The 21,615-nt window shown below is 53.6% G+C and carries 18 protein-coding genes and 3 pseudogenes; 12 read left to right on the forward strand and 9 right to left on the reverse strand.

From position 1 onward, the window contains the following. Window positions 1-119 precede the first annotated feature (119 nt). Window positions 120-1,754, forward strand: coding sequence for a DUF4352 domain-containing protein (locus tag OSC37_RS18150; RefSeq protein WP_267164355.1), 1,635 nt, complete (start codon window positions 120-122; stop codon window positions 1,752-1,754). A gap of 46 nt (window positions 1,755-1,800) precedes the next feature. Here the strand turns inward: OSC37_RS18150 and OSC37_RS18155 are convergent. The 5 genes and pseudogenes from OSC37_RS18155 to OSC37_RS18175 all read right to left on the reverse strand — a co-directional run. Continuing rightward, window positions 1,801-2,102, reverse strand: a pseudogene (locus tag OSC37_RS18155) (site-specific integrase); the annotation flags it as partial. Further along, entirely contained in the window at window positions 2,101-2,700 is a 600-nt protein-coding gene (locus OSC37_RS18160; RefSeq protein WP_267164356.1) for a tyrosine-type recombinase/integrase, read from the reverse strand. The pseudogene OSC37_RS18155 and the gene OSC37_RS18160, both read right to left, overlap by 2 nt. Window positions 2,701-3,055: 355 nt before the next feature. Continuing rightward, window positions 3,056-4,618, reverse strand: a complete 1,563-nt coding sequence (locus OSC37_RS18165) for a TrkH family potassium uptake protein (protein ID WP_267164357.1) — start codon at window positions 4,616-4,618, stop codon at window positions 3,056-3,058. A gap of 50 nt (window positions 4,619-4,668) precedes the next feature. Continuing rightward, on the reverse strand, window positions 4,669-5,355 hold the full coding sequence (locus OSC37_RS18170; RefSeq protein ID WP_267164358.1) for a potassium channel family protein: 687 nt from the start codon (window positions 5,353-5,355) through the stop codon (window positions 4,669-4,671). A gap of 192 nt (window positions 5,356-5,547) precedes the next feature. After that, window positions 5,548-5,898 carry a hypothetical protein gene (locus OSC37_RS18175; RefSeq protein WP_267164359.1) on the reverse strand — a complete coding sequence of 117 codons (351 nt, stop codon included), beginning with the start codon at window positions 5,896-5,898 and terminating at the stop codon, window positions 5,548-5,550. A 298-nt stretch (window positions 5,899-6,196) separates the two neighbouring features. On the opposite strand from OSC37_RS18175, the gene OSC37_RS18180 reads away from it, so the two are divergent. After that, window positions 6,197-6,940, forward strand: a complete 744-nt coding sequence (locus OSC37_RS18180) for an Lrp/AsnC family transcriptional regulator (protein ID WP_267164360.1) — start codon at window positions 6,197-6,199, stop codon at window positions 6,938-6,940. 484 nt (window positions 6,941-7,424) lie between these two features. Here OSC37_RS18180 and OSC37_RS18185 read toward each other — a convergent pair. Further along, window positions 7,425-8,014: pseudogene (locus OSC37_RS18185) on the reverse strand (ISH3 family transposase); the annotation flags it as partial. Window positions 8,015-8,034: 20 nt separating this feature from the next. Between OSC37_RS18185 and OSC37_RS18190 the strand changes: the two are divergent. The 6 genes and pseudogenes from OSC37_RS18190 to OSC37_RS18215 all read left to right on the forward strand — a co-directional run. Further along, a pseudogene (locus OSC37_RS18190) lies at window positions 8,035-8,454 on the forward strand (RNA-guided endonuclease InsQ/TnpB family protein); the annotation flags it as partial. 156 nt (window positions 8,455-8,610) lie between these two features. Continuing rightward, entirely contained in the window at window positions 8,611-11,490 is a 2,880-nt protein-coding gene (locus OSC37_RS18195; RefSeq protein ID WP_267164361.1) for a bacterio-opsin activator domain-containing protein, read from the forward strand. A gap of 117 nt (window positions 11,491-11,607) precedes the next feature. Then, entirely contained in the window at window positions 11,608-11,751 is a 144-nt protein-coding gene (locus OSC37_RS18200; RefSeq protein WP_267164362.1) for a rubrerythrin-like domain-containing protein, read from the forward strand. After that, on the forward strand, window positions 11,751-13,052 hold the full coding sequence (gene gdhB, locus OSC37_RS18205; protein ID WP_267164363.1) for a glutamate dehydrogenase GdhB: 1,302 nt from the start codon (window positions 11,751-11,753) through the stop codon (window positions 13,050-13,052). Before OSC37_RS18200 ends, gdhB begins: the two co-directional genes overlap by 1 nt. 536 nt (window positions 13,053-13,588) lie before the next feature. Next, window positions 13,589-13,843 (forward strand): hypothetical protein, encoded by a 255-nt coding sequence (locus OSC37_RS18210; RefSeq protein ID WP_267164364.1) that lies wholly within the window; start codon window positions 13,589-13,591, stop codon window positions 13,841-13,843. Window positions 13,844-13,900: 57 nt separating this feature from the next. Further along, window positions 13,901-14,581 (forward strand): IS6 family transposase, encoded by a 681-nt coding sequence (locus tag OSC37_RS18215; protein WP_267164365.1) that lies wholly within the window; start codon window positions 13,901-13,903, stop codon window positions 14,579-14,581. 507 nt (window positions 14,582-15,088) lie between these two features. Here OSC37_RS18215 and OSC37_RS18220 read toward each other — a convergent pair. Together OSC37_RS18220 and OSC37_RS18225 are read right to left on the reverse strand one after the other, a co-directional pair. Continuing rightward, window positions 15,089-15,373: a DUF3006 domain-containing protein gene (locus OSC37_RS18220; protein WP_267164366.1), complete on the reverse strand. Its 285-nt coding sequence runs from the start codon at window positions 15,371-15,373 to the stop codon at window positions 15,089-15,091. Further along, the gene (locus OSC37_RS18225; RefSeq protein ID WP_267164367.1) at window positions 15,370-16,872 is read right to left on the reverse strand and encodes a lamin tail domain-containing protein; all 1,503 of its coding nucleotides are present in this window, start codon (window positions 16,870-16,872) and stop codon (window positions 15,370-15,372) included. The genes OSC37_RS18220 and OSC37_RS18225 overlap by 4 nt, the downstream gene beginning before the upstream one ends. Window positions 16,873-17,006: 134 nt before the next feature. Between OSC37_RS18225 and OSC37_RS18230 the strand changes: the two genes are divergently transcribed. The 3 genes from OSC37_RS18230 (at window position 17,007) to OSC37_RS18240 (ending at window position 18,938) form a co-directional block, all read left to right on the forward strand. Continuing rightward, entirely contained in the window at window positions 17,007-17,342 is a 336-nt protein-coding gene (locus tag OSC37_RS18230; RefSeq protein ID WP_267164368.1) for a DUF6788 family protein, read from the forward strand. Window positions 17,343-17,676: 334 nt separating this feature from the next. After that, entirely contained in the window at window positions 17,677-18,516 is an 840-nt protein-coding gene (locus OSC37_RS18235) for a ParA family protein (RefSeq protein WP_267164369.1), read from the forward strand. After that, complete coding sequence (locus OSC37_RS18240) at window positions 18,513-18,938, forward strand: DUF8160 family protein (RefSeq protein ID WP_267164370.1); 426 nt, start codon at window positions 18,513-18,515, stop codon at window positions 18,936-18,938. Before OSC37_RS18235 ends, OSC37_RS18240 begins: the two co-directional genes overlap by 4 nt. A 172-nt stretch (window positions 18,939-19,110) precedes the next feature. Here the strand turns inward: OSC37_RS18240 and OSC37_RS18245 are convergent, their stop codons facing one another. Next, window positions 19,111-20,853 (reverse strand): transposase, encoded by a 1,743-nt coding sequence (locus OSC37_RS18245; protein ID WP_267164371.1) that lies wholly within the window; start codon window positions 20,851-20,853, stop codon window positions 19,111-19,113. Window positions 20,854-21,082: 229 nt separating this feature from the next. Here OSC37_RS18245 and OSC37_RS18250 point away from each other — a divergent pair, with 229 nt between their 5' ends. Continuing rightward, window positions 21,083-21,550, forward strand: coding sequence for a hypothetical protein (locus OSC37_RS18250; RefSeq protein ID WP_267164372.1), 468 nt, complete (start codon window positions 21,083-21,085; stop codon window positions 21,548-21,550). The last annotated feature ends 65 nt before the right edge of the window (window positions 21,551-21,615 follow it).

The following is a 21,615-nucleotide window of genomic DNA, read 5'->3' on the forward strand; positions in this document are numbered from 1 at the left end:
TTGAATGTCTGAGACTGGACAGAAGTGAGTTTATTGATCTGGAATACATGATATATTTTGTTAAACTTGATATACCAGCCTTCAAAAACTATTTTAATTTTGAATTGTTGTTTCTCTCTATGAAACGGCGTGATTATTTCACAACGATTGGTGCCCTAAGCGTAACAGGTGTATTAGCAGGTTGCTCCGGGGAAGATGATGAAGAGCCGACCGAAAACAATGATGATAGTGAATTAGAGGAGGGAGATAACTCCACAGATGAAACCAATACTGAGACTGAAGAAGCCAATGACGAAACTGAAGAAAGAGAAGTAGTTTTTGAATTTACAGAAGCAACGCCACAGAGTGAAAGCTTTTCTGAAGGTCAGGAGATAACAGTTGCAGCAACTGTCGAAAACACTGGATCAATTGCGGGCGAACAAGCAGTGGAATTAGAGATTCAGGGAGAGACTAGTGAAACCAATACTGAGCTTGAATCTGGTGAGGATACAACCGTTGGAATCACATTTGAGTGGAGTGATTTCAGCCCGGGAACAGTAGAGTATACTTTTACTTCCGCTGATGATGAAATAAGTGGTTCATTCGAGATAGAGGAAGCACCCGAAGCAGTATTTGAGCTATCAGATGTTATAGCAGACGGGGAGACCTACTCAATGGACGAAGAGGTTGTCATAGGGGCAACTGTAGAAAACACAGGTGATGCACCAGGTAGTCAAACAATCGAAATTGACTCTGATTGGTACTCATACTCCGAAGAACTGGAGCTTGAACCAGGGGAGAATACAGAATTTGGTGCAAGATGGGAGACTGCAGCAGATATTGAATCAGATGAAGCAGTAGGTGATCTAGAATATACTATCCGCACTGATGATGACGAAATAATGGGTTCACTTACTATTGAAGAACCAGAGGAAGTTGAAGCAGTTGTTGGTTCCTTGATTGAAAGTGACGATATGGCGTTGGTGGTAGAAGATTTCGAAAGAGGTGTTAATTTAGGAGAATTTGTTGAACCAGATGACGGAAACGAATTTGCAAGTGCGTCAGTCGCTCTAAAGAACACATCAGATGACTTTGTCAGCGTGAGTAATCTACTGCAAACTCGAATTCGTGACGATGAAAATTACAGTTATGACCAGACACTGTTTAGTGGTGATGAGCCGTCGTTCAATGATGGACAATTTGCTCCCGGTGAAGTTGAACGAGGAGCAATCAATTTCGAGATTCCAGAGGATGCAACTGGTCTAACATTAGTCTGGGACTTTAATTCTGATCTTTTCACCGGACTCGAGAGGGCACTAATTGACGTTGAAGAGGAAACAGCGGTTCACACATTGGAGCAAAACTTACAGATTGATGTCTATGATGTCGGTACAACTGTCGAGTTCGAAGATACAGAGGTGACTGTGAACGAAATGCGTACCGAAGAGGAGCTGGGTAGGTTTACCGAGCCAGAGACTGGTAATGAATACGTTATTGTTGATATTTCTATAGAGAATCAAACTGGTGAACAACAAAGGGTCTCCACAGCAATTCAGATGATGATTAAGGATGGTGATGGGTATAGTTATCAGGAGGATCTTGGTGCAACAGTTGAGTTAGATAGAGCGTTTGACGAAACATCACCGATAGGTGATGGAGAAACCAGACGAGGAGAAGTAGTGTATGAGGTTGAAGAGGGACTTTCCCCACTGTACTGGGTCTTTGAATTCAGTCTGTGGAATGATGGGGATAAAACGTTCTGGGAGCTAAGGTAGACTCAATCTATTACACTATCGGACTGGTTATATTTTCCTCAGCGAATCAGACAGACGTGTTTGCGTTTTGGAATTCACGGTCGATCACGTCCTCGGTTGGTTCGGTGAGGTAGGGTTCAATGGCGGCGAATGAGTCCCATCCTCCAATTGCCATGACGACACGCGGACTTATCTCTTGGTCAACGAGTAAGCGTTGGGCGAAGCGACGGCGGAGGTGGGGAGAAACGCATCGCGGGGCTTGCCGCCGTTGCCTGTCGTGTCTTTCCCAGCTGGGACGTGGAGGCGATACTCGTCGTTGGCTGTCGTTTTGATTCCGGCTGGACGAATCTGGGGAACTGAGAAACGCTTAGACGACATCGACTTCCGAGAAGGCATCGTCGACGATGTCTTCGCTTGGCGCGTTTAGATAGGGTTCGATAGCCTGGAAGCTACTCCACCCGCCGACTTGCATGACAACGCGCGGGTTCATCGCTTCGTCGACGAGGAGGCGCTGGGCGAACCGCCGTCGGAGGTCGTGGGTACTGACCTTGCGGAAGTCCTCGACACCGGTTTCTGCAGCTGCACGCTCGGCGGTGCGCTTGACGACGGCGCGGACACCGGGCTGTTTCAAATCGATAAAGGGGTCCCTCGGTGAGATGTTCTCGCTGTTCTGAAAGCGCTGGAGATCGCGCTCGACGCTGTTCGGGAGGAAGGCATTCCGTGGTTTTCCACCGTTGCCGCTGGTGTCCTTCCCGGCCTCGACGCGCAGTCGGTACTGTCCACCCTCGCTCTTGGTGATATCGCTGGGTGTGGGCTGTGGAATTTCAAACGCACGCAGGCCGACGTACGCGCCGAGTTGGATGATGATGTCATCGCGCTGGCTGCGGGTCGCCCGTCGGAGGTCTTCGATCTCCTCGTCGGTGAGCCACACTTTGTGTTCATCGCCGCTGGTCGATTTGATACGCATTACGATTAGTATAGTTTCCGGTACTAAAGTATCTAGCGGCTGGTACAATCGGGGGTATACACACCGGATTTCGAGTGAAACTCGGGGAATCTGTTACGACTTATCAGACAAACCGTGAACCGTTGTATCTCTTCTGTCCGAGAGGGAAAGTGATACATCGCGTTGTAGACTGACCGGTGGGGAAAATACCCGGTCAAAATAATATTTATACTGGTATGCAAGAAGGAGGGAGTGACTCTCGCACGACGGCTTCCTCTGTGTAATGTTGCTGTGATCGGTTGATCCTGAATAAACACTGTTCGGAGCAACTGTACAGTCACCCGATGGTCACAAACTGTGTTCCGAAGACGGGAAACTATCGGTAGAGGTTGAGACGCTGGAAAATTGCGCCTAACAGAACTGCAATCGGGATAATCTCCAGACGGCCGACCCACATATTGATTATCAACATCACTTTAGCAGGTTTCTGCATCGTCGCCCCCGTGATACCGGAGTCCAGCCCGACGTTACTCTGTGCACTCATCACGTCGAAGATGACGTACTCCAAGGGTGGGACCGGGTCGAGGACACGAAGCAACACGCCGACACCGATTGCGAGGAACGCAATCCAGAGGATAAACACCACTGTCGCTTCAGTGTACTCGCGCTGGGCCTGTTCTTCGTCGAGTTTGCGGTCGCCAATCTGCAGATACCGGATTGCGGTCTGTGGCATGAACACGTCGCGGATCTGCCAAGCAGTTCCCTTGACAAGGGTGATTACGCGGATGAGTTTCAGACCGCTGACCGTCGACCCGGCGGCTGCGCCAGTCAACATCCCGACACACGTCAGTAACGTCGCGCCGGCACTCCAGACCGGCGGCCCCTCTGCTCCCTGCCCGATTGTTGCGGTTCCGAACCCGGTGTTCGAGGTGGCAGACACGAACTGGAAGAGACTGATTCGAAACGTCTCTTCGAGCGTGGCGTACTGTCCGTTCAGGAGATGAATCGCCGTCAGCACGAGAGAGCCAATTGCGAACCAGATGAATACCCATCGCGTCTGCAGGTCAGCATAGAAGTTCCGTATCTCTCCTTTGAATATCAGATAGTGGATAGGGAACGCGATACTGCCAGCGACCATCACCGGAACGACGGCGTACTCGATGAGCGGGCTGTTGTACTGGCCAATCGAGTTCCCCCAAACGGAGAACCCACCGGTTGCGATACCGGTCATCGCGTGGTTGATAGCGCCCCACGGCTCCATGCCGACGAGCAGAAACAGAACGACCGAGCCGACGGTAAGTCCGACGAAGATTTTCCAGATCTCCTGGACCGTCGTCACGATACTAGGGTGAATCTTCTCGGACCGGGCCTCGCTCTCATAGAGGGTGTACGACCCGCTGCTGCCGCCGCCCCGCCTGAGGATAGCGACAGTCAGGACAATCACGCCCACGCCGCCGACCCACTCAGTGAACGACCGCCACCAGTGCAGCGACCGTGGCAGTTGCTGCTCCGTCGAAGCCATCGTGAGGCCAGTGCCCGTGAAGCCGCTCATGCTCTCGAACACGCTATCAAGCGGGCGCAAAAAGACCTCCGTCGTTGGGTCCATCGCGGGTGTGTTCATCCAGGCAGGGAACGGATTCAGTTGGATTGTCCACGCGATGAACAGAAACGGCAGTCCACCGAGCATACCGATAACGAACCACCCAGTCGCCGCAGTGACCATCGCCTCCCGTTTCTCGGGTGGGTCGGCACCGCTGTACCACCAGACGAGTCCCGAACCCAACGCACCCATCACGATTGCAGAGACGATGAACGACGGAATTGCGAAGAGCTCGCCGTTGATGGCTGCCACGGGGATGGAAATCACCATCATCAGCGAGACAGCCTGTACGATGCGGCCGACGTCGTGTCCGACTGTTTCCGTTTGTACTCTCAACATAAGTTTCCCATCTCCAGTCCCGAATCAGTCGCGTCGTTGGCTCCCATTGATTACACTGTTCGATCTTCGTAATGGCCGAAGATGTCCGTGAGTTCCGGGTCTGCCCCGGATGCCGAGTAGACCGTCAACAGGTCGTTCGGTTTGATTTGAGTATCTCCTCGGGGTGTCTGTGGCCTGTCTTCGCTTTCGTGTTCGATTGCGACAATCAGAACATTGTCTGAGAGGATGTTTTCTTGACCTGCTTCAGTGAGTGTCTTACCGGCAATCGGTGCATCCTCGGTGACCGTAATTTCGAAGACCTCCGCCTGCTCGCCGATTCGCATGTAGTCCACGATAGCTGGCCTGGCGACTGCGCGGTAGAGATGTCCGGCGATGAGTTGCTGCGGGTTTTCGATCGTATTCACGCCAATCTGACGGAAGAGATTCATGTGTTCGGTGTTGTGAACGACCGACGTAATCGATAGCACCTCGAACTCTTTTGCAAGCAGACAGACCATGACGTTCGTCGCATCCTGCTCTGTCGTCGAAATAATCCCGTCAGCCCGCTCGATGCCGGCGTCAACGAGCGTTTCTTTCGTCGTCGCGTCCGCGTTGAGTACCAGACAATCGTACTCGCTAGCAATCAAGTCTGCTCTCTGTGCGTCTCGCTCGATTACGACGACTTCGTTTCCGCTACGTGTTGCGATTTCTATCAGTGGCGTTCCAATGTCACCTGCTCCAACGATGATGATGTACATGTCTGGTGTAGATTAACAATGGCTAGTTTGCTTGGACACCCGATTCCTCGCCCTCGTCATGTGTCGCTCACTCTTTGGTGGGAAGAACCGCCGATGAAACTGCAGTACGTCGAGAGTGCTGCAGTAGTCGCGGCGGCGTCTTCACGGCTTGCGATAGGGACAACTACTGTATCGAACAACGATTTCGCCACGTCACTCACCCCCCGAATCGATGTCCACACGACCAAGATAATGCCACCAGTAGTGACCACCGTCGCCTTCGATCTCCGGCTCCCACTTGACCCGATAGGCGAATGGGCCACGGGCACTGCCTGTCTCGTCCGGACGTTCGACGATGACGCTCGTATAGACATCGTGGTCGTCGATACGGAGGATTTCTTCCCCCTCACGTGGCTCGATTGCATCCGTCAGTGGCGGATGCTCACCGGGCAGTCGCTGTGCGTAATGGATGATATCCCTGAGCTGGCTATCACTGCTCGCTTCGAGCATCTCAGTGATGTCTTCGGGAAGGTCATCCGGGGGGTCGATGTTGGGTGAAGTCATGATTTGGCCTGTGATACGTTGATTACTTGGGGTAACGCTTCAGATGATAGCGGTGTACCCGAACCGCGTTCGAGCGCTGTCCCTGACTACACCGCCATCCGAGCGTTCCTATACTCCCCTAGATTTGTGCACCACTATAAATATAGGCTATTTATTTTCGATGCCGAAATTAAATGGGGTAGATATTTACCTTCCAACACTCATGATTGTATAACATGATGAGTAGACCCGAACTCAGACGACTGGCCGTGCGGTTGGAAATCAGGAAGTAATTATGAGTCATCACCGTAGTTCCGGTATGGACAGTCGAGTCGACGAAATCGACAAGCGAATTCTCTATTATCTGGCGCAGGACGCCCGGAACACGTCGGCACCAGCGATTGCAGAGGAAATGCAGGTAACGCCCGCAACAATCCGAAACCGTATCCAGCAACTCGAAGAGCAAGGCATCCTTCGCGGCTACCCTGCAGATATCGACTACGAGCGAATCGAGGGCCACGTCACGTACCAGTTTCGGTGTACGGCCCCGATTCCGGACCGGGATAGATTCGCCAAGTCGGCACTGGAGATCTCCGGTGTCGTGCGCGTCCGGGAACTGATGACCGGGCATGCAAACCTGGCGATTACTGTTGTCGGCTCGGATACGAACGACATCAGTCGGATTGCAGGTGACCTCTCGGACCTTGGGCTGGAGATCGAAGACGAGAGCGTCATCGAAGCCGAGTATCACCATCCCTACCACTCGTTTGGGCCGGATGATGCACCGACAGGGCCGTCGTTAACTGATTTCATGAACCTTGCTGGAGGAGCCGAAGTTATCGAATTTACCGTTTCCGAAGGTGCCGAGATAGCAGGATTGACAATTGAACAAGCAGTCAAAGAAGGATTGTTGGCCGACGAGATGCTGGTAGTCGGCATCGAACGAGACGGAGAAGTTCTCACACCGAAAGGTGGAGCAGAGATTCAATCGGGGGACGTCGTTTCGCTGTTTTCGAAAACGCCCCTCGAAAAGGACGCGCTAGAGGTGTTTGGAACACAATGACGAGATCTTCGGGACTCAGAAACAGTATTCAGAGAGACATCAGGGTGACTGTTCATGAAGTGTGAACGCTGTCAGGAAGATACCTCTGTCCAACGCTACGACGTAGACGGATTCACGGGCCGACTATGCGATAACTGTGTTGAGGCTTGGGACAAAATTCAGGCGGAGTAACTGTTCAATCGGGCTGTTAATTTCACAGACAACGTTGGTACTGGAAAAGCACAATAGAGTTGCGTTGTTGTTCTGCTGAGTCCCTGGTATCACCTGAAATTCAATTATCAGTCGGTCACATCGAAGATCTCACTACCCTGTCCAGTAGCCGCTAAACCGTTGTCTTCGATACCTGGATAGTCTTCGAACGAATTAGAACGGTGAGTTCCGGTCTTGGCAACTGGAGTTTGATGCTGGCCAGTCGCTGTCGGCGGCAAATCGCCGCCGACGCGACAGCGTTGCCACTCACGACCGCTGTCCTCATTCGGGACAGCTACCGGAAGAACCGATTGTCAAGCGGTTGATTTGCTGGAACAGCTCTGTGGACGCTAAGTGCTGTCCAGGCTGCCCGGAGTACCATCTCACAGAACTCCCCTGAACTGCCATCTCCAGAGGCGGCGCCCGCCGCGGCAGGCCGCCGCCACGTACCTCCAGTGGAGATACCGTAACTGTTCTGCAGCAGCAGACTCACCACAAACATCACCAGCCGCAGGTCAGCGTCTTGATAACTGGTGAACGCGAGGCTCTGCTTGGCTAATCGATAGCTCGATTCGATGCCGAAGCGCTTGCTGTAGTGTTCTCGGGCATCTCGTGGCGTGTCGGTAAACGGCGCGTCAGCGGCGTAGCCGTGACGCGCCGCCCCGTGTTCATCGTACCGTCCCTGCTGGTAGACACAGTCGATGAACACAGGAAACACCTTACCGGCGAGATCGTGTTTGATCTCGCGGCTCCAACCTCTGCTGAGTTCGTCTTGAATCGTCTCGCCCCACTTCACATTCGGCATGATGTAGGCGTAGTTGTGCGCGTACAGCAGGGTGAGGCAGGTACTGTTGTGGAACCTCGGCCAAGGTAGACGGCCTTGACGCAAGGCCGTCAAGCAGTTCCAGGACCTGAACGTGATGGAGATGATGGAAAGTCCGTCGAACAGCCGCAACACGGCGTCTGCCGCGTGGCGAACGTTCCTCTCATTGCTCGAATACAAGTGCGAGCGTGAAGGAACACACTTCGTCGCGGTCAACCCGAGAGAAACGACCAAGGAGCGCGCATCGTGCGGTGTTTCGACTGACAAGCCGTTGTGGGTCCGTGAATACTCCTGTCCTGCCTGCGGATTTGAGGCGGACAGGGACGCGAACGCGGCGGGGAACATCCTTTCTCGCGGCCTCGAAGATGTAGAAGTGGGATACTCCGAATCAATGCCTGTGGAGACTGCGCGCCCTGTGGATACGCCTGTATCTGCAAAGCGCGTCGTGGAAGCAGGAAGCCCCACCCTCAAGGAGCGAACGGCGTCAGCCGTGAGCGAGTAGGGTAGGGTAGTTCACTTGTTCAATAACAAACCACTTTAGCTCTCGCTGGTTTGATGAGTAATAAGCAATGTGTGAAACGCTAGGCACAATACTGCAGCGCCGTTCAACGCAAACCCGCGTCGGTCTATATTCCCGCTGGTTCTGGGGTAGCGAGTAATGGTGTCTTCTCCGACGATCCTTGATTCGTCCTGTATATTGCTTGTCGGGACGAACGAGTGGATCACGCAATTCGAAGCAACGCTCGAGACACGGACTGATGCGACTGTTCAGCGGGTTATGGCTAAGCGAGAAGCCCTCGATTTCTTCCAGACGCAGTCTCCAGACTGCATTATCACTGCGTACATGCTTGGGGAAACGACTGGACTTGACCTGCTCAGGGAGATTCGGATCGAAACCACTACACTTCCGGTTATAATGGGTACTGCGTCCGGAAGTGAAGCTATCGCTAGCGAGACCATTGGGGCTGGTGTCACTGATTACGTCGCGCTGACGGACTCGGCCGACCAGATGGTAGAGGACCTATTGGATCGAACCGAGCGAGTAGTTCGATCCGCACAACGTGCGGCCACACAGCGAGAGCGTGCCAGACAGTTCGATGCGGTCTTCAGCGATTCACGCACCGCGACGTGGGTACTCGACCCGGATGGCTCGCTCACCCGTATGAATCAGACTGCACGAGAGATGATCGATGACGATATTGATACAGTCATCGGCGAGCCCTTTTGGACGCTGCCGTGGTGGGCACAAGCAGACGAGACGAATACGGAGGTCCAGAAGCTCGTAGAGAATGCACTCGACGGGGCGTTCGGGAATGCTGTCGTTCCACAGCCGCCGCATCTCAAGGATCCTCGCGTCATCGACCTCTCTGTACGTCCTGTGGAGAGCGAACGCGGTGATCTCGTCTCGACCGTCGTCGAGGGCGTCGATATTACTGAACGAGTAGACCTCGAGCGAGACCTCCGGCAATCCGAGAAACTTCATCGCGTCACGCTCAACAACATGACCGATACTATTCTCATCACAGACGAAGCTGGTGAGTACACCTACGTCTGTCCCAACGTCCACTTTATTTTCGGCTACACGGTCGAAGAGATCCAAAATCTCGGGACGATCGACGAACTCCTCGGTGAGAATCTCTTCGACCGTGAGGAGCTCGCCGCAAACGGCGTTCTCAAGAATATCGAGACGACGGCGGTCGACAAAGCCGGGCGCGAGCACACGCTCTTGGTCAACATTCGCGAAGTCTCGATTCAGGGCGGAACCCTCCTCTTTAGCTGCCGGGATATCACGAAACGGAAGCAACGCGAGGAGGCGCTCGCAACCCTCCATGAGACCGCCCGCGATTTCCTCTACGCTGAAACTCATCAGGAGATTGCCCAGCACGTCGTCGACGATACACCTGGTGTGCTCGACCTCGATACGAGCGCCGTCTATCTCTTTGATGCCGATGCTAACGTCCTGAACCCCGCCGCATACTCGACGGCAATGCAGGAATTAAACGGGCCACTTCCGACCGTACCTACCGACGGTGAAACCCTTCCGAGCTACAGTTTCGTCGAAAACGAGGCACTGTTTTTCGATGACGTTCACGAGGCGGATCGACTCGGAAATAGGGCAACTGATCTCCGAAGTATGTCCTACATTCCACTCGGCAAGCATGGCGTGTTCGTCGCTGGCTCAGACCGGGTCGGTGTCTTCGACGATGTCACTCGAGAATTGACTGACCTCCTTGCTGCGACGGCTGAAGCGGCTCTCGATCGTGTTTCCCGGGAGTCACAACTCCGTGAACAGGACCGTACACTTCAACGACAGAACGAGCAACTCACTGCTCTGAATCGAACCAACGAGACGATTCGAGAGATCGACCAGGCACTTGTCCAAGCCGAAACACGGGAAGAGATCGATCATACGGTCTGTGAGCTGTTGGCTGCTGATGATCGGTTCAAGTTCGCCTGGATTGGGACGATCGATTCAACGGCTGATACCGTCACCCCACGAGCGTGGGCAGGACGCGACCAAGGGTATCTTGACAGCCATCCCTTTTCCGTCGCTGCATCAGGTGTTGACCCAGCGGGCCAAACCGCGGCGTCAGGTGAGGTAACGATGGTGACGAACGTCGCCGCCGAGCTTCGCGACGAGCCGTGGCGGAAAGATGCACTCACCCGTGACTTTCTTTCAGTGTTGAGTATTCCGCTCGTATATAATGATCTCAGACACGGTGTGTTGACGGTCTATGCAACGACCCGGGATGCATTCGACGAGACGGTGACAGCCGTTCTAGCAGAACTTGGTGAAACTATCGCGTCCGCACTCAGTGCAATCGAACGGAAGAATGCATTGCTTACGACATCTGTAACCCGCGTCGAATTCGACATCGACGACCCGACGTTCGTCCTCTCACGTCTGGCGCAGGATGCGGCATGTACTCTCTCGTACCAAGGAGGCGTCCAACAATCCACGGAGGGAAGTTACGTTTTTGTCACTGTCGAAGATACTTCACTGAGTGAGATAGCCAAAGCAGCATCACAGCTGGTAGCAATTGATGACGTACAACCGATCAGTGCAGACGGAGAAGGTGGCGTCTTACGACTACGACTCACACAGCCGTTTCTCGCCTTAGAATTGGCCGAACATGGCGCTGTCTTTCGGGTGGCGACTGCGGATCCAGAAGGCACCACACTCGTTATCGACATCCCCGAGAGCATTGAGGTTCGAACAATTACACGACTTGTCCGCGATATGTTCACTGAGGTCAAACTCTGCTCGAAGCAGACACTCGACCAGACAATAGAGCGTGATCTCTACTCGACGTTCCTTGAGAAGCTCACAGAGCGGCAACTTGAAGTTATCCAGACGGCGTACTATAGCGGATTCTTCGAATCGCCTCGTGAGAGTACAGGAGAAGATGTCGCGGAGACGCTTGGTATCTCTCCGCCTGCGTTCTATAAACACGCTCGAACCGTCCAGCGCAAACTGTTTACGACACTCTTCGACGAACATAATCTTGCTGTCGCACCCTCCACTGAAAGGGGTTAAATAGTATACCACTCACAACAAAAGAGGGTTAGTCAATTAACGACTATACCTTCACATATAGGCCTATTACTCCATTAGCGAGTGCCCAGGATACCTGCTGGCACTCGTGAATCTACAATGAGAGATGTCGACCCAAAACCAGACGAAGAAACCCCGTACGAGTGCTTCGAGTGTGGGAATATCATCATCGCAGAAGACAGACCTGGCCTTTGCCCTGAGTGTGGTGGTTCGCTGCGGAACCGTCGCATGCCCGTCGAATAATGACATCGGAATCCACTACTACCCCTGACAAGACGGAGGACTCAACGGTCGAATCTACTGAACCGGAGTCGGCACTTGAAACGGCGCGCCGGCAGCTCCACCAAGCTGCTAGCCACCTCGATATCGACCAGAATATCGTCGAACGGCTGAAGCACCCTATGAAGGTCCACGAAGTGACCGTCCCCATTGAACGTGATGACGGAACGGTTGACGTGTTCACGGGATATCGGGCCCAACATGATAGCGTTAGAGGTCCATATAAGGGCGGGCTCCGGTATCACCCCGAGGTGACGCAGGCCGAGTGTGTCGGACTTGGGATGTGGATGACGTGGAAGTGTGCCGTCATGGACTTACCGTTTGGTGGTGCAAAAGGCGGAGTCGCAGTCAACCCGAAAGAGTTGAGCTCAGGTGAAAAAGAACGTCTCACTCGCCGATTCGCTCAAGAGATCCGCGATGTTATCGGGCCAAATCGGGACATTCCTGCGCCCGACATGGGCACTGACCCGCAGACGATGGCGTGGTTGATGGATGCATACTCGATGCAAGAGGGCGAAACAACACCAGGCGTCGTCACAGGCAAGCCGCCGGTTGTCGGTGGGAGTGAAGGCCGCGAAGAAGCCCCTGGTCGGAGCGTTGCAATCATCACCAAGCGGGCCTGCGAATACTATAATAGCGACCTCAATGGAACGACGGTTGCAGTTCAGGGATATGGGAGTGTCGGCGCGAATGCGGCTCGTCTCCTCGACGAGTGGGGCGCAACCGTCATCGCAATCAGTGACGTGAACGGCACAATGTACGACCCAGAGGGCATCGATACTGCCGCAGTCCCATCACACGACGAGGAGCCTGAAGCCGTCACAAAATACGCCGACGACGTGATCTCAAACGATGAGTTGTTTACCCTCGACGTCGACGTACTCATCCCTGCTGCTCTCGGAAACGTGATTACCGAAGCGAATGCGGATGCGATTGCCGCGGATCTCGTCGTCGAAGGTGCAAACGGTCCCACCACCTCGTCGGCGAGTGCGATTCTCGCAGACCGAGACATTCCGGTAATTCCCGACATTCTCGCCAACGCTGGCGGAGTTACGGTGAGCTACTTCGAGTGGCTCCAGGATATCAATCGCCGATCGTGGTCGCTCGAACGGGTGAACGACGAACTCGAAACAGAGATGCAGGCTGCCTGGGAAGCTGTTCGAACGGAATTCGAGCAGCGAGACGTCACCTGGCGTGATGCAGCCTACATCGTGGCACTGTCCCGTATTGCGAAAGCACACGAGGCGCGTGGGCTCTGGCCGTAAGGAGATGGACGACCGCCAATTCAGACGACTCCGGCAGCCAACCACCCCGTTTGAGAGAGGGTTTTTTCGACTGTTTCAGCTTGTAACTCCTGGAGCCATTCTCAGCACTCTCAGCTTTCTTGGATACGTCGTTATTGGCTTCAGTTTATGGGCCGTTGGGGTTTATGAACCAGCGTATTCAGTGATGAGTTTTACTGACCCCGTTTTCATTGGTTTGTCATTCCTGACAGGGCTCTTCATCTGTGCGACGTCGGGCACGCTCGCAGTACTTACACTTTTGCTTGGTCCCAATGATTCGAAGGCTAATTTCGTCGTCCTCATGAGTCTGATCGCGTTTGGATTTGGGGCCGCTACCATGCGAGTTACATCCAAGGCCGTACAACCATGCCTCGCCCAGATAGTGAATTTTTTATGAGAGAAATGGCAGTGGTGCAGAGTTCTTTTCACACCCTGTCGTACGGATGCGTGCTCGCGTACTCGCGTCGCTGAAACGTCGCTTCGACCTCGACATCAATGTGATCGGCTGAATTAAAGAGATGGACGACGGGACAGCTGTTATCCACAGGTATAAGCAGGGAGAGTATGCAGGTGAAGAAGTCCACGCGACAGTTGAGGGGGGTCATATTCGATACGATGGACAGTTGTGGTCACCATCGGGTGCCGCACGTGAAGCTGACCAAGATATTCGTGGTGATGACGCTCGGGAGAGCAAAGGGTATGGCGGCCCCGGCTGGTGGTGTATTGAAACCGAAAACGGTGAACTCAAGAAACTTAAGGAAACTGTCAGTTGAGTGCCTTTGGCACTGTCTAGTTGAGGGATTGAGAAGTGAGCAGGTCATAGTGAGCGGATGTCACTCGCAGACCTGCTCAACGAAACGTTAGCGGAGGACAGCCAAGACGTTTGGGAGAACGAGCGCACCCCGACACCCGTCCGGCGGTTTGGAGTGCGTCTCCATACGGCTGGGCTGTCGATCAGGGAGACGGTCGCCATCTTAGACCTACTGGGTGTCGATCGGTCACACGGTGCTGTCTGGAACTGGGTTCATACACTGTCTGAAGCACAGAGCGACCCGCCGACGGCGTCGCCGTCGCGGGTCGCGGTCGACGAGAAACAGATCAAGGTTGACGGCGAAAAGAAGTGGCTGTTTGCGGCGATCGACACAGAGTCAAAATTACTGCTCGAAATCGACGTGTTCAGTCGCCGTGGGACTGACCCCGCCGCGGCGTTCCTGCACCGGCTCATCGAGAAACACGATGTCGCCGATTCAGTGTTTCTCGTCGATGCTGGCGGCTATCTGACTGCCCTTTCACGCCATGATTTGAGCGGTCGGCTCGATTACCGAATCCGGAACCACATCGAAAAGTGGTTCCAGACTGTGACCATGCGGATCGACCGCTTCCACTCCTTCTGGAGGGGCAGTCAATCCAGCGCGAAACAGTGGTTACAACGCTTCAGACACCACTACAACCACGAACGGCCAAACCAAGCACTCGACGGTCGAACGCCAGCTGAGGTCATCCAGAACTAGACAGTGCCACTCAGTAGATCTGTATACTGATTGGTTGATACGTGAAAATTTAGTTAAATATATCAGAGTAGCCACCACTGCCTATGACATGGATTCCAGTTTTCGAGACCGACTTTGGGTTTCCCTTACCCTTCTCTGTCTTACAGCGAGTTTTTCTTTCTTTCTAACTCTCCGACTCTTAGGATGGGGGACTGCACTGTTAGCAATTGCCGTTGGATTCATTATTGCTATAGTCTTATTCATTCTAACAACACCCCGTGATTGAGGTCTATTGTTCTGGTCTTCGTTTCAATACCAATCACTGATCTGGAATGAACGATATTTGCTTGACCTGTATCGACCGATCACACCATCCGCAATCAAATCCGTCACTCATGCAAGACTCGTGCTGTCCATCTTCCCCGACTTTCAGAAAATATCCGAACGTTGTAGATTCTCTCAGCGGTTCGTCCGCAGGTCAAGTGGGCGACTGGGGGTCCCCGATTTCACTGGTACGGTACTGGGGGGTCACTCGTCGTCGTCCGATGGGGGTCGTTCAGAGAGCCGGTCGAAGCGACTTTGCGCTGACTCACGACGCTCTTTTGTCTCGCTTGCCTCATACCTCGCCTCCACCAATTCCCCATCCTGCATTTCGACAGACAGCACAGCATCGGCGTGTTGCCCATCCTCGGGTAACTCCGCTGGTTCGACGAGCAACTCGTAGGCGTCGGTCGCATCTTCTTCGAGTACGACAGCTGCGAGGCCGTCTTCGATCCGGTCGACGACTGCCGTGTACTGCCCGTCCGGAATCATGAGTACGCCTCCATCACCACACGGTCACCGTCGGCAGTTCTGACAATCACAGTATCGCCGTTGTTGTTCCAGACGGGACTCCCAGCGCCCCAGTACAGGTCTGTCTCGGTGTTAGTCCCACTCCCAGTCCGCAATGTGACTGTCGCCCCGGGCTCAAGCCTGAACCCATCTGGGAACGTGTACTGCTTGCCAGCGTCGTCTTCGACTGTCCACCCACCCATCGACAGCGCTTCGTCGCCGATATTCTCAAAGACGACGTACTCATCGTTGAGGTTCTCTCGGTCGTCACCCGCTGCATCGGCGTGGATCGTTTGAATCGCAAGCTCTCCACCAGTCCCTCCATCGCTGTCGTCGCCAGTGTTGGTGTTGTCCTCGGTATCGTCCGTCGTGTCTGTTGGTTCTTTGATTGGGCCGGCACCGATCTGCTCGCGTTCACTCACCTCGCCGTCCGTGCCCGGCTCGATTGGGTCGCCATCGAACACCGACAACGGGTCAGTTGGGGCTTCCCGCTGTGTTCGGATCGAGACCCCTTCGCCATTCGAGACGAAGACGACATCCCCGTGTGTGGCCGTCCAATACGTCGTGATTGACCGCTCGGCGAGAGTCTGGAGGACTTCCTCGTGTGGATGGCCATACTGGGAGTCATACAGGCTCGAAATAACGGCTACTTGTGGATTCACCGCGTCCAACAACCCGTCGCTACTGGAGCTACTACTCCCGTGATGACCCGCTTTGTAGATTGTTGCGTTCAGCCCGGGTCCGTACTCGCCGACAAGATACTCTTCTTGTGCTTCCTCGGCATCACCAGTATAGAGAAAACTCGTCTGTCCGTACGCGAACCGCAGGACAATGCTGTTCTCGTTGCGATCCTCACCACTAAGATACCCTTCAGGCGGGCCGAGCACTTGGACGTCGACGTTCTCCAGTGGAATGGAATCGCCCTCCTGTGCCCGATACAGTTGCACGTCGTGTTCTTCGACAGCGTCGAGGTACTCCTCGTAGGTGTTTGTACTAGCAGCAATCCCAGAGTCATAGACTGCGCCAACGCCATCGGCTTCAGTTTCGTAATACTCGATCACAGCTGCATTCCCGCCGATGTGATCGGCGTCATTGTGTGTGGCAACGAGATAGTCGATTCGGTCAATATCGTGTTGTTGCAAGTACGAGAGAACATGCTCACCGTCGTCATTGAAATGGCCGGTATCGATGAGCATCGTCTCACCGGTCGGGCCGACGACTACTGTCGCCGCAGACTGGCCGACATTGATATTATGGACCGCCAGTGTGCCATTCGCCTCAAATTCGCTGGGTGTCTCTTCTTGATTGATTTCTGTTTCGCTGGGTGTCTCTTCTTGATTGATTTCTGTTTCGCTGGGTGTCTCTTCTTGCTCGAGTTCTGTTGGGTTCTCCTCCCCAGCGGGATCGGACAACCCCGCACACCCGGCTGAGATGACGAGAACCCCGAGTAAGATGAGTGCAAGCGAGCGTGACAGCTTCATACGAGACGATTGTCAGCAGCGGGTATAGATGCCAGGGTGTCTGACTGGCTGTCCCATGGCCGGACAACAATTCAGCGGATTTGTGCCTTATGTAACATTCATACTCTGTTAGCCACTTAGTGTTACATAAGAAAATGACACGGCCAGAACCCCCAGATTCGGCCCCGAAGTACCTCGCAGAGGGCCTCCCGAAACAGGACGTGGATACCCTCCGAGACATCCGCGAGTACGTCGACGCGCTGATCGAGTACCGCGAGCAGCCAGTCGACCCTGAGGAACTGCCGGATACTGCGGAGCCAGTCAACCTGGACGACAGCGGGAAGGGAACTGTCGTGAAAGAGAAGGTGAAGTGCGGTGACGACACCTGCAAATGTGCTAGTGGCGCTCCAGCTGACATGCACGGGCCGTACCTGTACCGCTACTACCGCGACGGCGGCGAGTTAACCTCGGAGTACCTCGGGAAGCCGTGAATTCCTTATGTAACCGCTGCGCGCTGCTGCCATGGTGTATTGTTACATAAGGGACTACCTTGACACTCGCCAATCGTTGTGAGTTCCGACCCAACGTGGATGATACGCACGTCGTACATGCTACTACCAGAGGAGACCTCAAATGATTGAATATTATCATCGCCTCCTCTCCTCGTTGATCTTCGTCGTCGTCCAGTCCCCGCTCAAATTCACCTCCACGGTTCGACGATGTCAACATTTCACCATCTATCCTGTTTGAGAGACCGGAGTTCGCCAAATGCGGTCATAGTGTCTGACGTAACGTTATGTGGTTCGGCTAGTTTGTATCGTTTGTATGGCCGAACCAGCACAACCAGACAACCCATCCCAACCAGACAACCCATCCCAACCAGCAAAACTCGCTGTGACGAACCAGAAGGGAGGTGTGGGGAAGACTGCGGTCGCAATCAACGTTGCAGGCGCATTGAACGAGCGTGGCCGAGATGTCCTGTTTGTTGATCTTGACCCACAGGGGAATGCCACAGAGAACCTCGGAATGCGCGAGCTCTACGACTCGGACCCGCCCACGCTGTTCGATGTCCTGACCGAACCCGACAAACGAGAGACCATCGTTGACCTCGTCGAGTCACATCCCGAGATGGATGTCGTTCCATCCAGTATCGACATGACAGCCGTCGAGCCGGAACTCACACTATCACGGCGGAGCGGCGAGCAACTCCACCTCTGTCTTCAGTACGTTGCAGATGACTACGACTACATCATCGTCGATTGCCCACCGTTCCTGGGGAACCTGATGGACAATGCACTGTTCGCAACGCGAAACGTCCTGATTCCGGCACTCGCCGAGGACACATCGAAGCGGGCGTTCGAACTCCTGTTCGACCACGTTGACTCCTTGGCGGCTGATTACGAGATCGCTGTCAACGAACGGGGAGTCGTAGTAAATCGAATCGATGTTCGGAAGACACAGGCCAATGAGATGATTGACTGGGTCAACAATGCGTTTGAGGGAACGCCAGTATGGGAGGTCCGGGAGCGGGCGGCAATCCAGCGAGCGCTAAAAAACGGCGGGTCGATTTTCGTTGAGGAACCCGAGTGCGACCAGCTCGATGTGTTTAGCAGCATCGCTACAAATCTGGACGAGCAGTTCGGCTTTGCGGAGGTGACAGCATGAGAGACAATCAGGAGGGCAATGAGAGCGAGGATAGAGCCAGTCGATTGCGTGAACGGCGAAATCAGGTGCAGCAGAAGGCAAACACTGTTTCTGAATCTACGGATGGTAAATCTTCAGAGCCAACCGAATCCGCCTCGTCGGAATCCGACGACCAGTCAGAGGGGTCGGTGAAAGACGAACGCATAGGAACGTACATGTACTTGCAAGAGAGCCAGCAGAAAGAGCTCAAAAAGGTCTACAATCAGATCAAGGCAGAGTATGAATACGAGTACGATACTGAATTTGAGAAGAACAGACAATTCTACCCGCTTGTTGTGGAGTACGGTATCCAAAGTTTGGACAGTTTGGATGTTTCGGAGATACAAGAGAGATTAGAGAGTTTCACAGATTCGGCAGATAGGGGCGGTTACAAACGAGATTAGGGAACTATCCCGGTTGAGGAATCATGTTCTCCCGCGAGATCGACCGCGCACTTCAGTTCCTCGGAGAAATCGACACCAGCTGCTCACAAACCTGCACAATTACCACGAAAAGAGCAACCCGAGACAGTGCTGCCGCTCCCGACGACGCGACCCAGAGTGGTGAACGCCGCTGTCAGTCGACTCTGTGGAGGAACTCACCAAGCGCTCGAAGGAACGATTTGAAACCCACTTCCGGGGGCGACCGAATCGCGGTATCTCTACCGACTTTGATGAGATAGTCCGTCAACCGCCACAGATTATACAATAACCCTGCCAAGACGAAGTTACAGAACCGGACACGGTAGTCCGTTGACGACGTCCGTGGCAGACAATCCTTGATCGACTTGTATTGATTCTCGATATCCCACCGTCGTCGATACCCATTACACACCGCCTGTATTTCGTCTGGTTCAACCCTGTCACGATTTGTCACGAACACAGCATACGTCCCGTCTGCATCGTCATTGCGACTGGGAACATACAGATACTCCGTGCGGTGGTGGACCTCGCCGTCGACGGCTACCGGGACGTCGTGGTTCACAGCCGCATCTGCTGTTGAATGCTCTTCGATTTTCTTGATTGCAGAGTAATCCGGCTGGTAGACTGGCACTGGCGCTGTGTAGGTGATTCCCCAGCCCTCGATGACAGCATAGACTTCCTTACTGTGAAAGCCACGGTCAAGATACACTTCGTCCAGGTCGACGAACCGCTCGGCTTTCTCCAGTAGCCGGTCGACCAACTCTGCTTTCGAATACGACGGTGCATTTTCTTCTTCCCATGTGGAGTTCTCTTTGACCGGCTCGACGCCGAGAATGATTGGCACCAACTCGCCAGCCAGCGTGAGCGTGGCGTACTTGTAACCGCGCTTGTAGGCGTTGTCTTTCTTGTAGCCACTGACCATTCTCGGAAAACCCCGCTTGGGAATCCCAGCGTCTTTGTCTTGCCACGGCCAGACATGGAACTGCTCGTGCGTAATATCAATCGCAGCCGTCTTGTGTCGATCAGCGAACGGCCCACCACCCTTGATTGACGAGATGATGTTATCTACGGCTGAATCGAACGAGTCCATGAGTGCATCACGGATACCGTCAATCTTCGGCGTTCCATCAGCAGCGGGTATCTCGTCGAGGGTGTGCTGTCCATCGTCACCCTCAGGCGTGGCGAATTGCTTGAGCACCCGGAGAATCGTCGAGCCGTGTGCCGTATGTTCGTCATCCGAGAGCCAGCCATACTCGCCTTCTGAATGAGCACTCCCCGCATGCGAGCAGGTCCGCGCAACCATGTCCAGAATTTCGTCGTCATCATACGTTCGATTGAGCGAGCGGCCACTCTCGAACTCGGGGAAGGCGTGTTTGCGAGCCAGCTTAATCGTCTTGGTCGCCTGCTGTTGCACCCGCTCGCGATGGGTACTGTCGTCATCATCGGAGGTCTCAGCATCATCATCGGCCAGAATCGGAACGAGTCCCTCGCTAATCACGTCGTATTCGACTGCATAGTGTGCGATTCCGACAGCAGCTGTCTCGATGGCACGCTGTGTGTTGTCACTGAACGCGTTCCAGGCGTGGCTGAGTGTCTGTTGACGGGGTGCGTCTCGTCTCTCAGAAAGATCGAACCGAAAAGCGTGTAAGAGGCTTGGTCGTTGTCTGAGTCGCTGCGCGAGTTCGTTCTGTGACAATCCACGGATTTCGGCGTAGAGGAACGCACGAACGAGAGTTTCAGTCTCAAATTCCGTTTTATGTTGCTGGCGAGTATCCGTCAGCAACTCAGTTGGGATAGAAAGATTGCTAATCACGTCCCAGAGATGATTTTCACATTCACAGAGCATCTCACCGTGGACGACGATAGCCTCTGCGACAGCTGAGTTATCTCTACCCATTAGAAGCCCCCAAAGCCAGTCCAGGCTGCCACATCCACGTGACAGTTCACTCGCTCAGGGGGGATGAGAGCGTGAGTTGTTGTCACATGGGTCGCAGCCAGCCGTAACAGCATACTAATCATTACTTTGTTTAGCAGGTTGTATAATTCAATATGATGCTTGATTCAAACAAGTGTTTTTAACCCATCATCACATATAAACCTTCACGAACAGTTGTTCAAATCGAACAATGGGTGACAACGATAGGGACACTCACCAGATAGATGAAGCTGTCGCTGATCTTCTACAGAAGAAAGGAACGTTAGAGATGGTCGTTGAGATTGGGGAACACGGTTCTCAGCGACATACTGACTTGCGAGAAGAGTTGTTATTGAGTTCGAGCACGATTCAGCAACGTCTCAAAGACGGGAAAAAGCAGGGGTTGTGGGAGCAACTACTCGAAGAACGGGGTGATATTGCAGCGAAGGTGTATCGACTTACCCCACTCGGAAACGTTATTTACGACATTGCAGTCGATTTAGAACTCAACCAGTTGTATCGGTCAAAGCGCGGTATCATCCGGGCAATCGATAACCGAGAACGCCGGGTGATTGTGGATTCGTCCCCCTCAGATGTGGAGTGGCTCTCTGAGATCAAGATGGAAGAACACAATCTCCATTCAGTTCAGAAGTTCCTGCAACAATTCGTCGACAAGTAACTGAACAGAGTCCTGAGAAAATACAATATTGTTGTTTTAATGATATAATGGTTCTATATAGTATG

Source organism: Halovenus salina, assembly GCF_026410925.1.
GTDB lineage: Archaea > Halobacteriota > Halobacteria > Halobacteriales > Haloarculaceae > Halovenus > Halovenus salina.

What these genes read in the sequence shown, in the direction of transcription:
- OSC37_RS18150 (WP_267164355.1), top strand. Translation starts at nt 120, where the DNA reads ATGAAACGGCGTGATTATTTCACAACGATTGGTGCCCTAAGCGTAACA.
- OSC37_RS18160 (WP_267164356.1), bottom strand. Translation starts at nt 2,700, where the DNA reads ATGCGTATCAAATCGACCAGCGGCGATGAACACAAAGTGTGGCTCACC.
- OSC37_RS18165 (WP_267164357.1), bottom strand. Translation starts at nt 4,618, where the DNA reads ATGTTGAGAGTACAAACGGAAACAGTCGGACACGACGTCGGCCGCATC.
- OSC37_RS18170 (WP_267164358.1), bottom strand. Translation starts at nt 5,355, where the DNA reads ATGTACATCATCATCGTTGGAGCAGGTGACATTGGAACGCCACTGATA.
- OSC37_RS18175 (WP_267164359.1), bottom strand. Translation starts at nt 5,898, where the DNA reads ATGACTTCACCCAACATCGACCCCCCGGATGACCTTCCCGAAGACATC.
- OSC37_RS18180 (WP_267164360.1), top strand. Translation starts at nt 6,197, where the DNA reads ATGGACAGTCGAGTCGACGAAATCGACAAGCGAATTCTCTATTATCTG.
- OSC37_RS18195 (WP_267164361.1), top strand. Translation starts at nt 8,611, where the DNA reads ATGGTGTCTTCTCCGACGATCCTTGATTCGTCCTGTATATTGCTTGTC.
- OSC37_RS18200 (WP_267164362.1), top strand. Translation starts at nt 11,608, where the DNA reads ATGAGAGATGTCGACCCAAAACCAGACGAAGAAACCCCGTACGAGTGC.
- gdhB (WP_267164363.1), top strand. Translation starts at nt 11,751, where the DNA reads ATGACATCGGAATCCACTACTACCCCTGACAAGACGGAGGACTCAACG.
- OSC37_RS18210 (WP_267164364.1), top strand. Translation starts at nt 13,589, where the DNA reads ATGGACGACGGGACAGCTGTTATCCACAGGTATAAGCAGGGAGAGTAT.
- OSC37_RS18215 (WP_267164365.1), top strand. Translation starts at nt 13,901, where the DNA reads ATGTCACTCGCAGACCTGCTCAACGAAACGTTAGCGGAGGACAGCCAA.
- OSC37_RS18220 (WP_267164366.1), bottom strand. Translation starts at nt 15,373, where the DNA reads ATGATTCCGGACGGGCAGTACACGGCAGTCGTCGACCGGATCGAAGAC.
- OSC37_RS18225 (WP_267164367.1), bottom strand. Translation starts at nt 16,872, where the DNA reads ATGAAGCTGTCACGCTCGCTTGCACTCATCTTACTCGGGGTTCTCGTC.
- OSC37_RS18230 (WP_267164368.1), top strand. Translation starts at nt 17,007, where the DNA reads ATGACACGGCCAGAACCCCCAGATTCGGCCCCGAAGTACCTCGCAGAG.
- OSC37_RS18235 (WP_267164369.1), top strand. Translation starts at nt 17,677, where the DNA reads ATGGCCGAACCAGCACAACCAGACAACCCATCCCAACCAGACAACCCA.
- OSC37_RS18240 (WP_267164370.1), top strand. Translation starts at nt 18,513, where the DNA reads ATGAGAGACAATCAGGAGGGCAATGAGAGCGAGGATAGAGCCAGTCGA.
- OSC37_RS18245 (WP_267164371.1), bottom strand. Translation starts at nt 20,853, where the DNA reads ATGGGTAGAGATAACTCAGCTGTCGCAGAGGCTATCGTCGTCCACGGT.
- OSC37_RS18250 (WP_267164372.1), top strand. Translation starts at nt 21,083, where the DNA reads ATGGGTGACAACGATAGGGACACTCACCAGATAGATGAAGCTGTCGCT.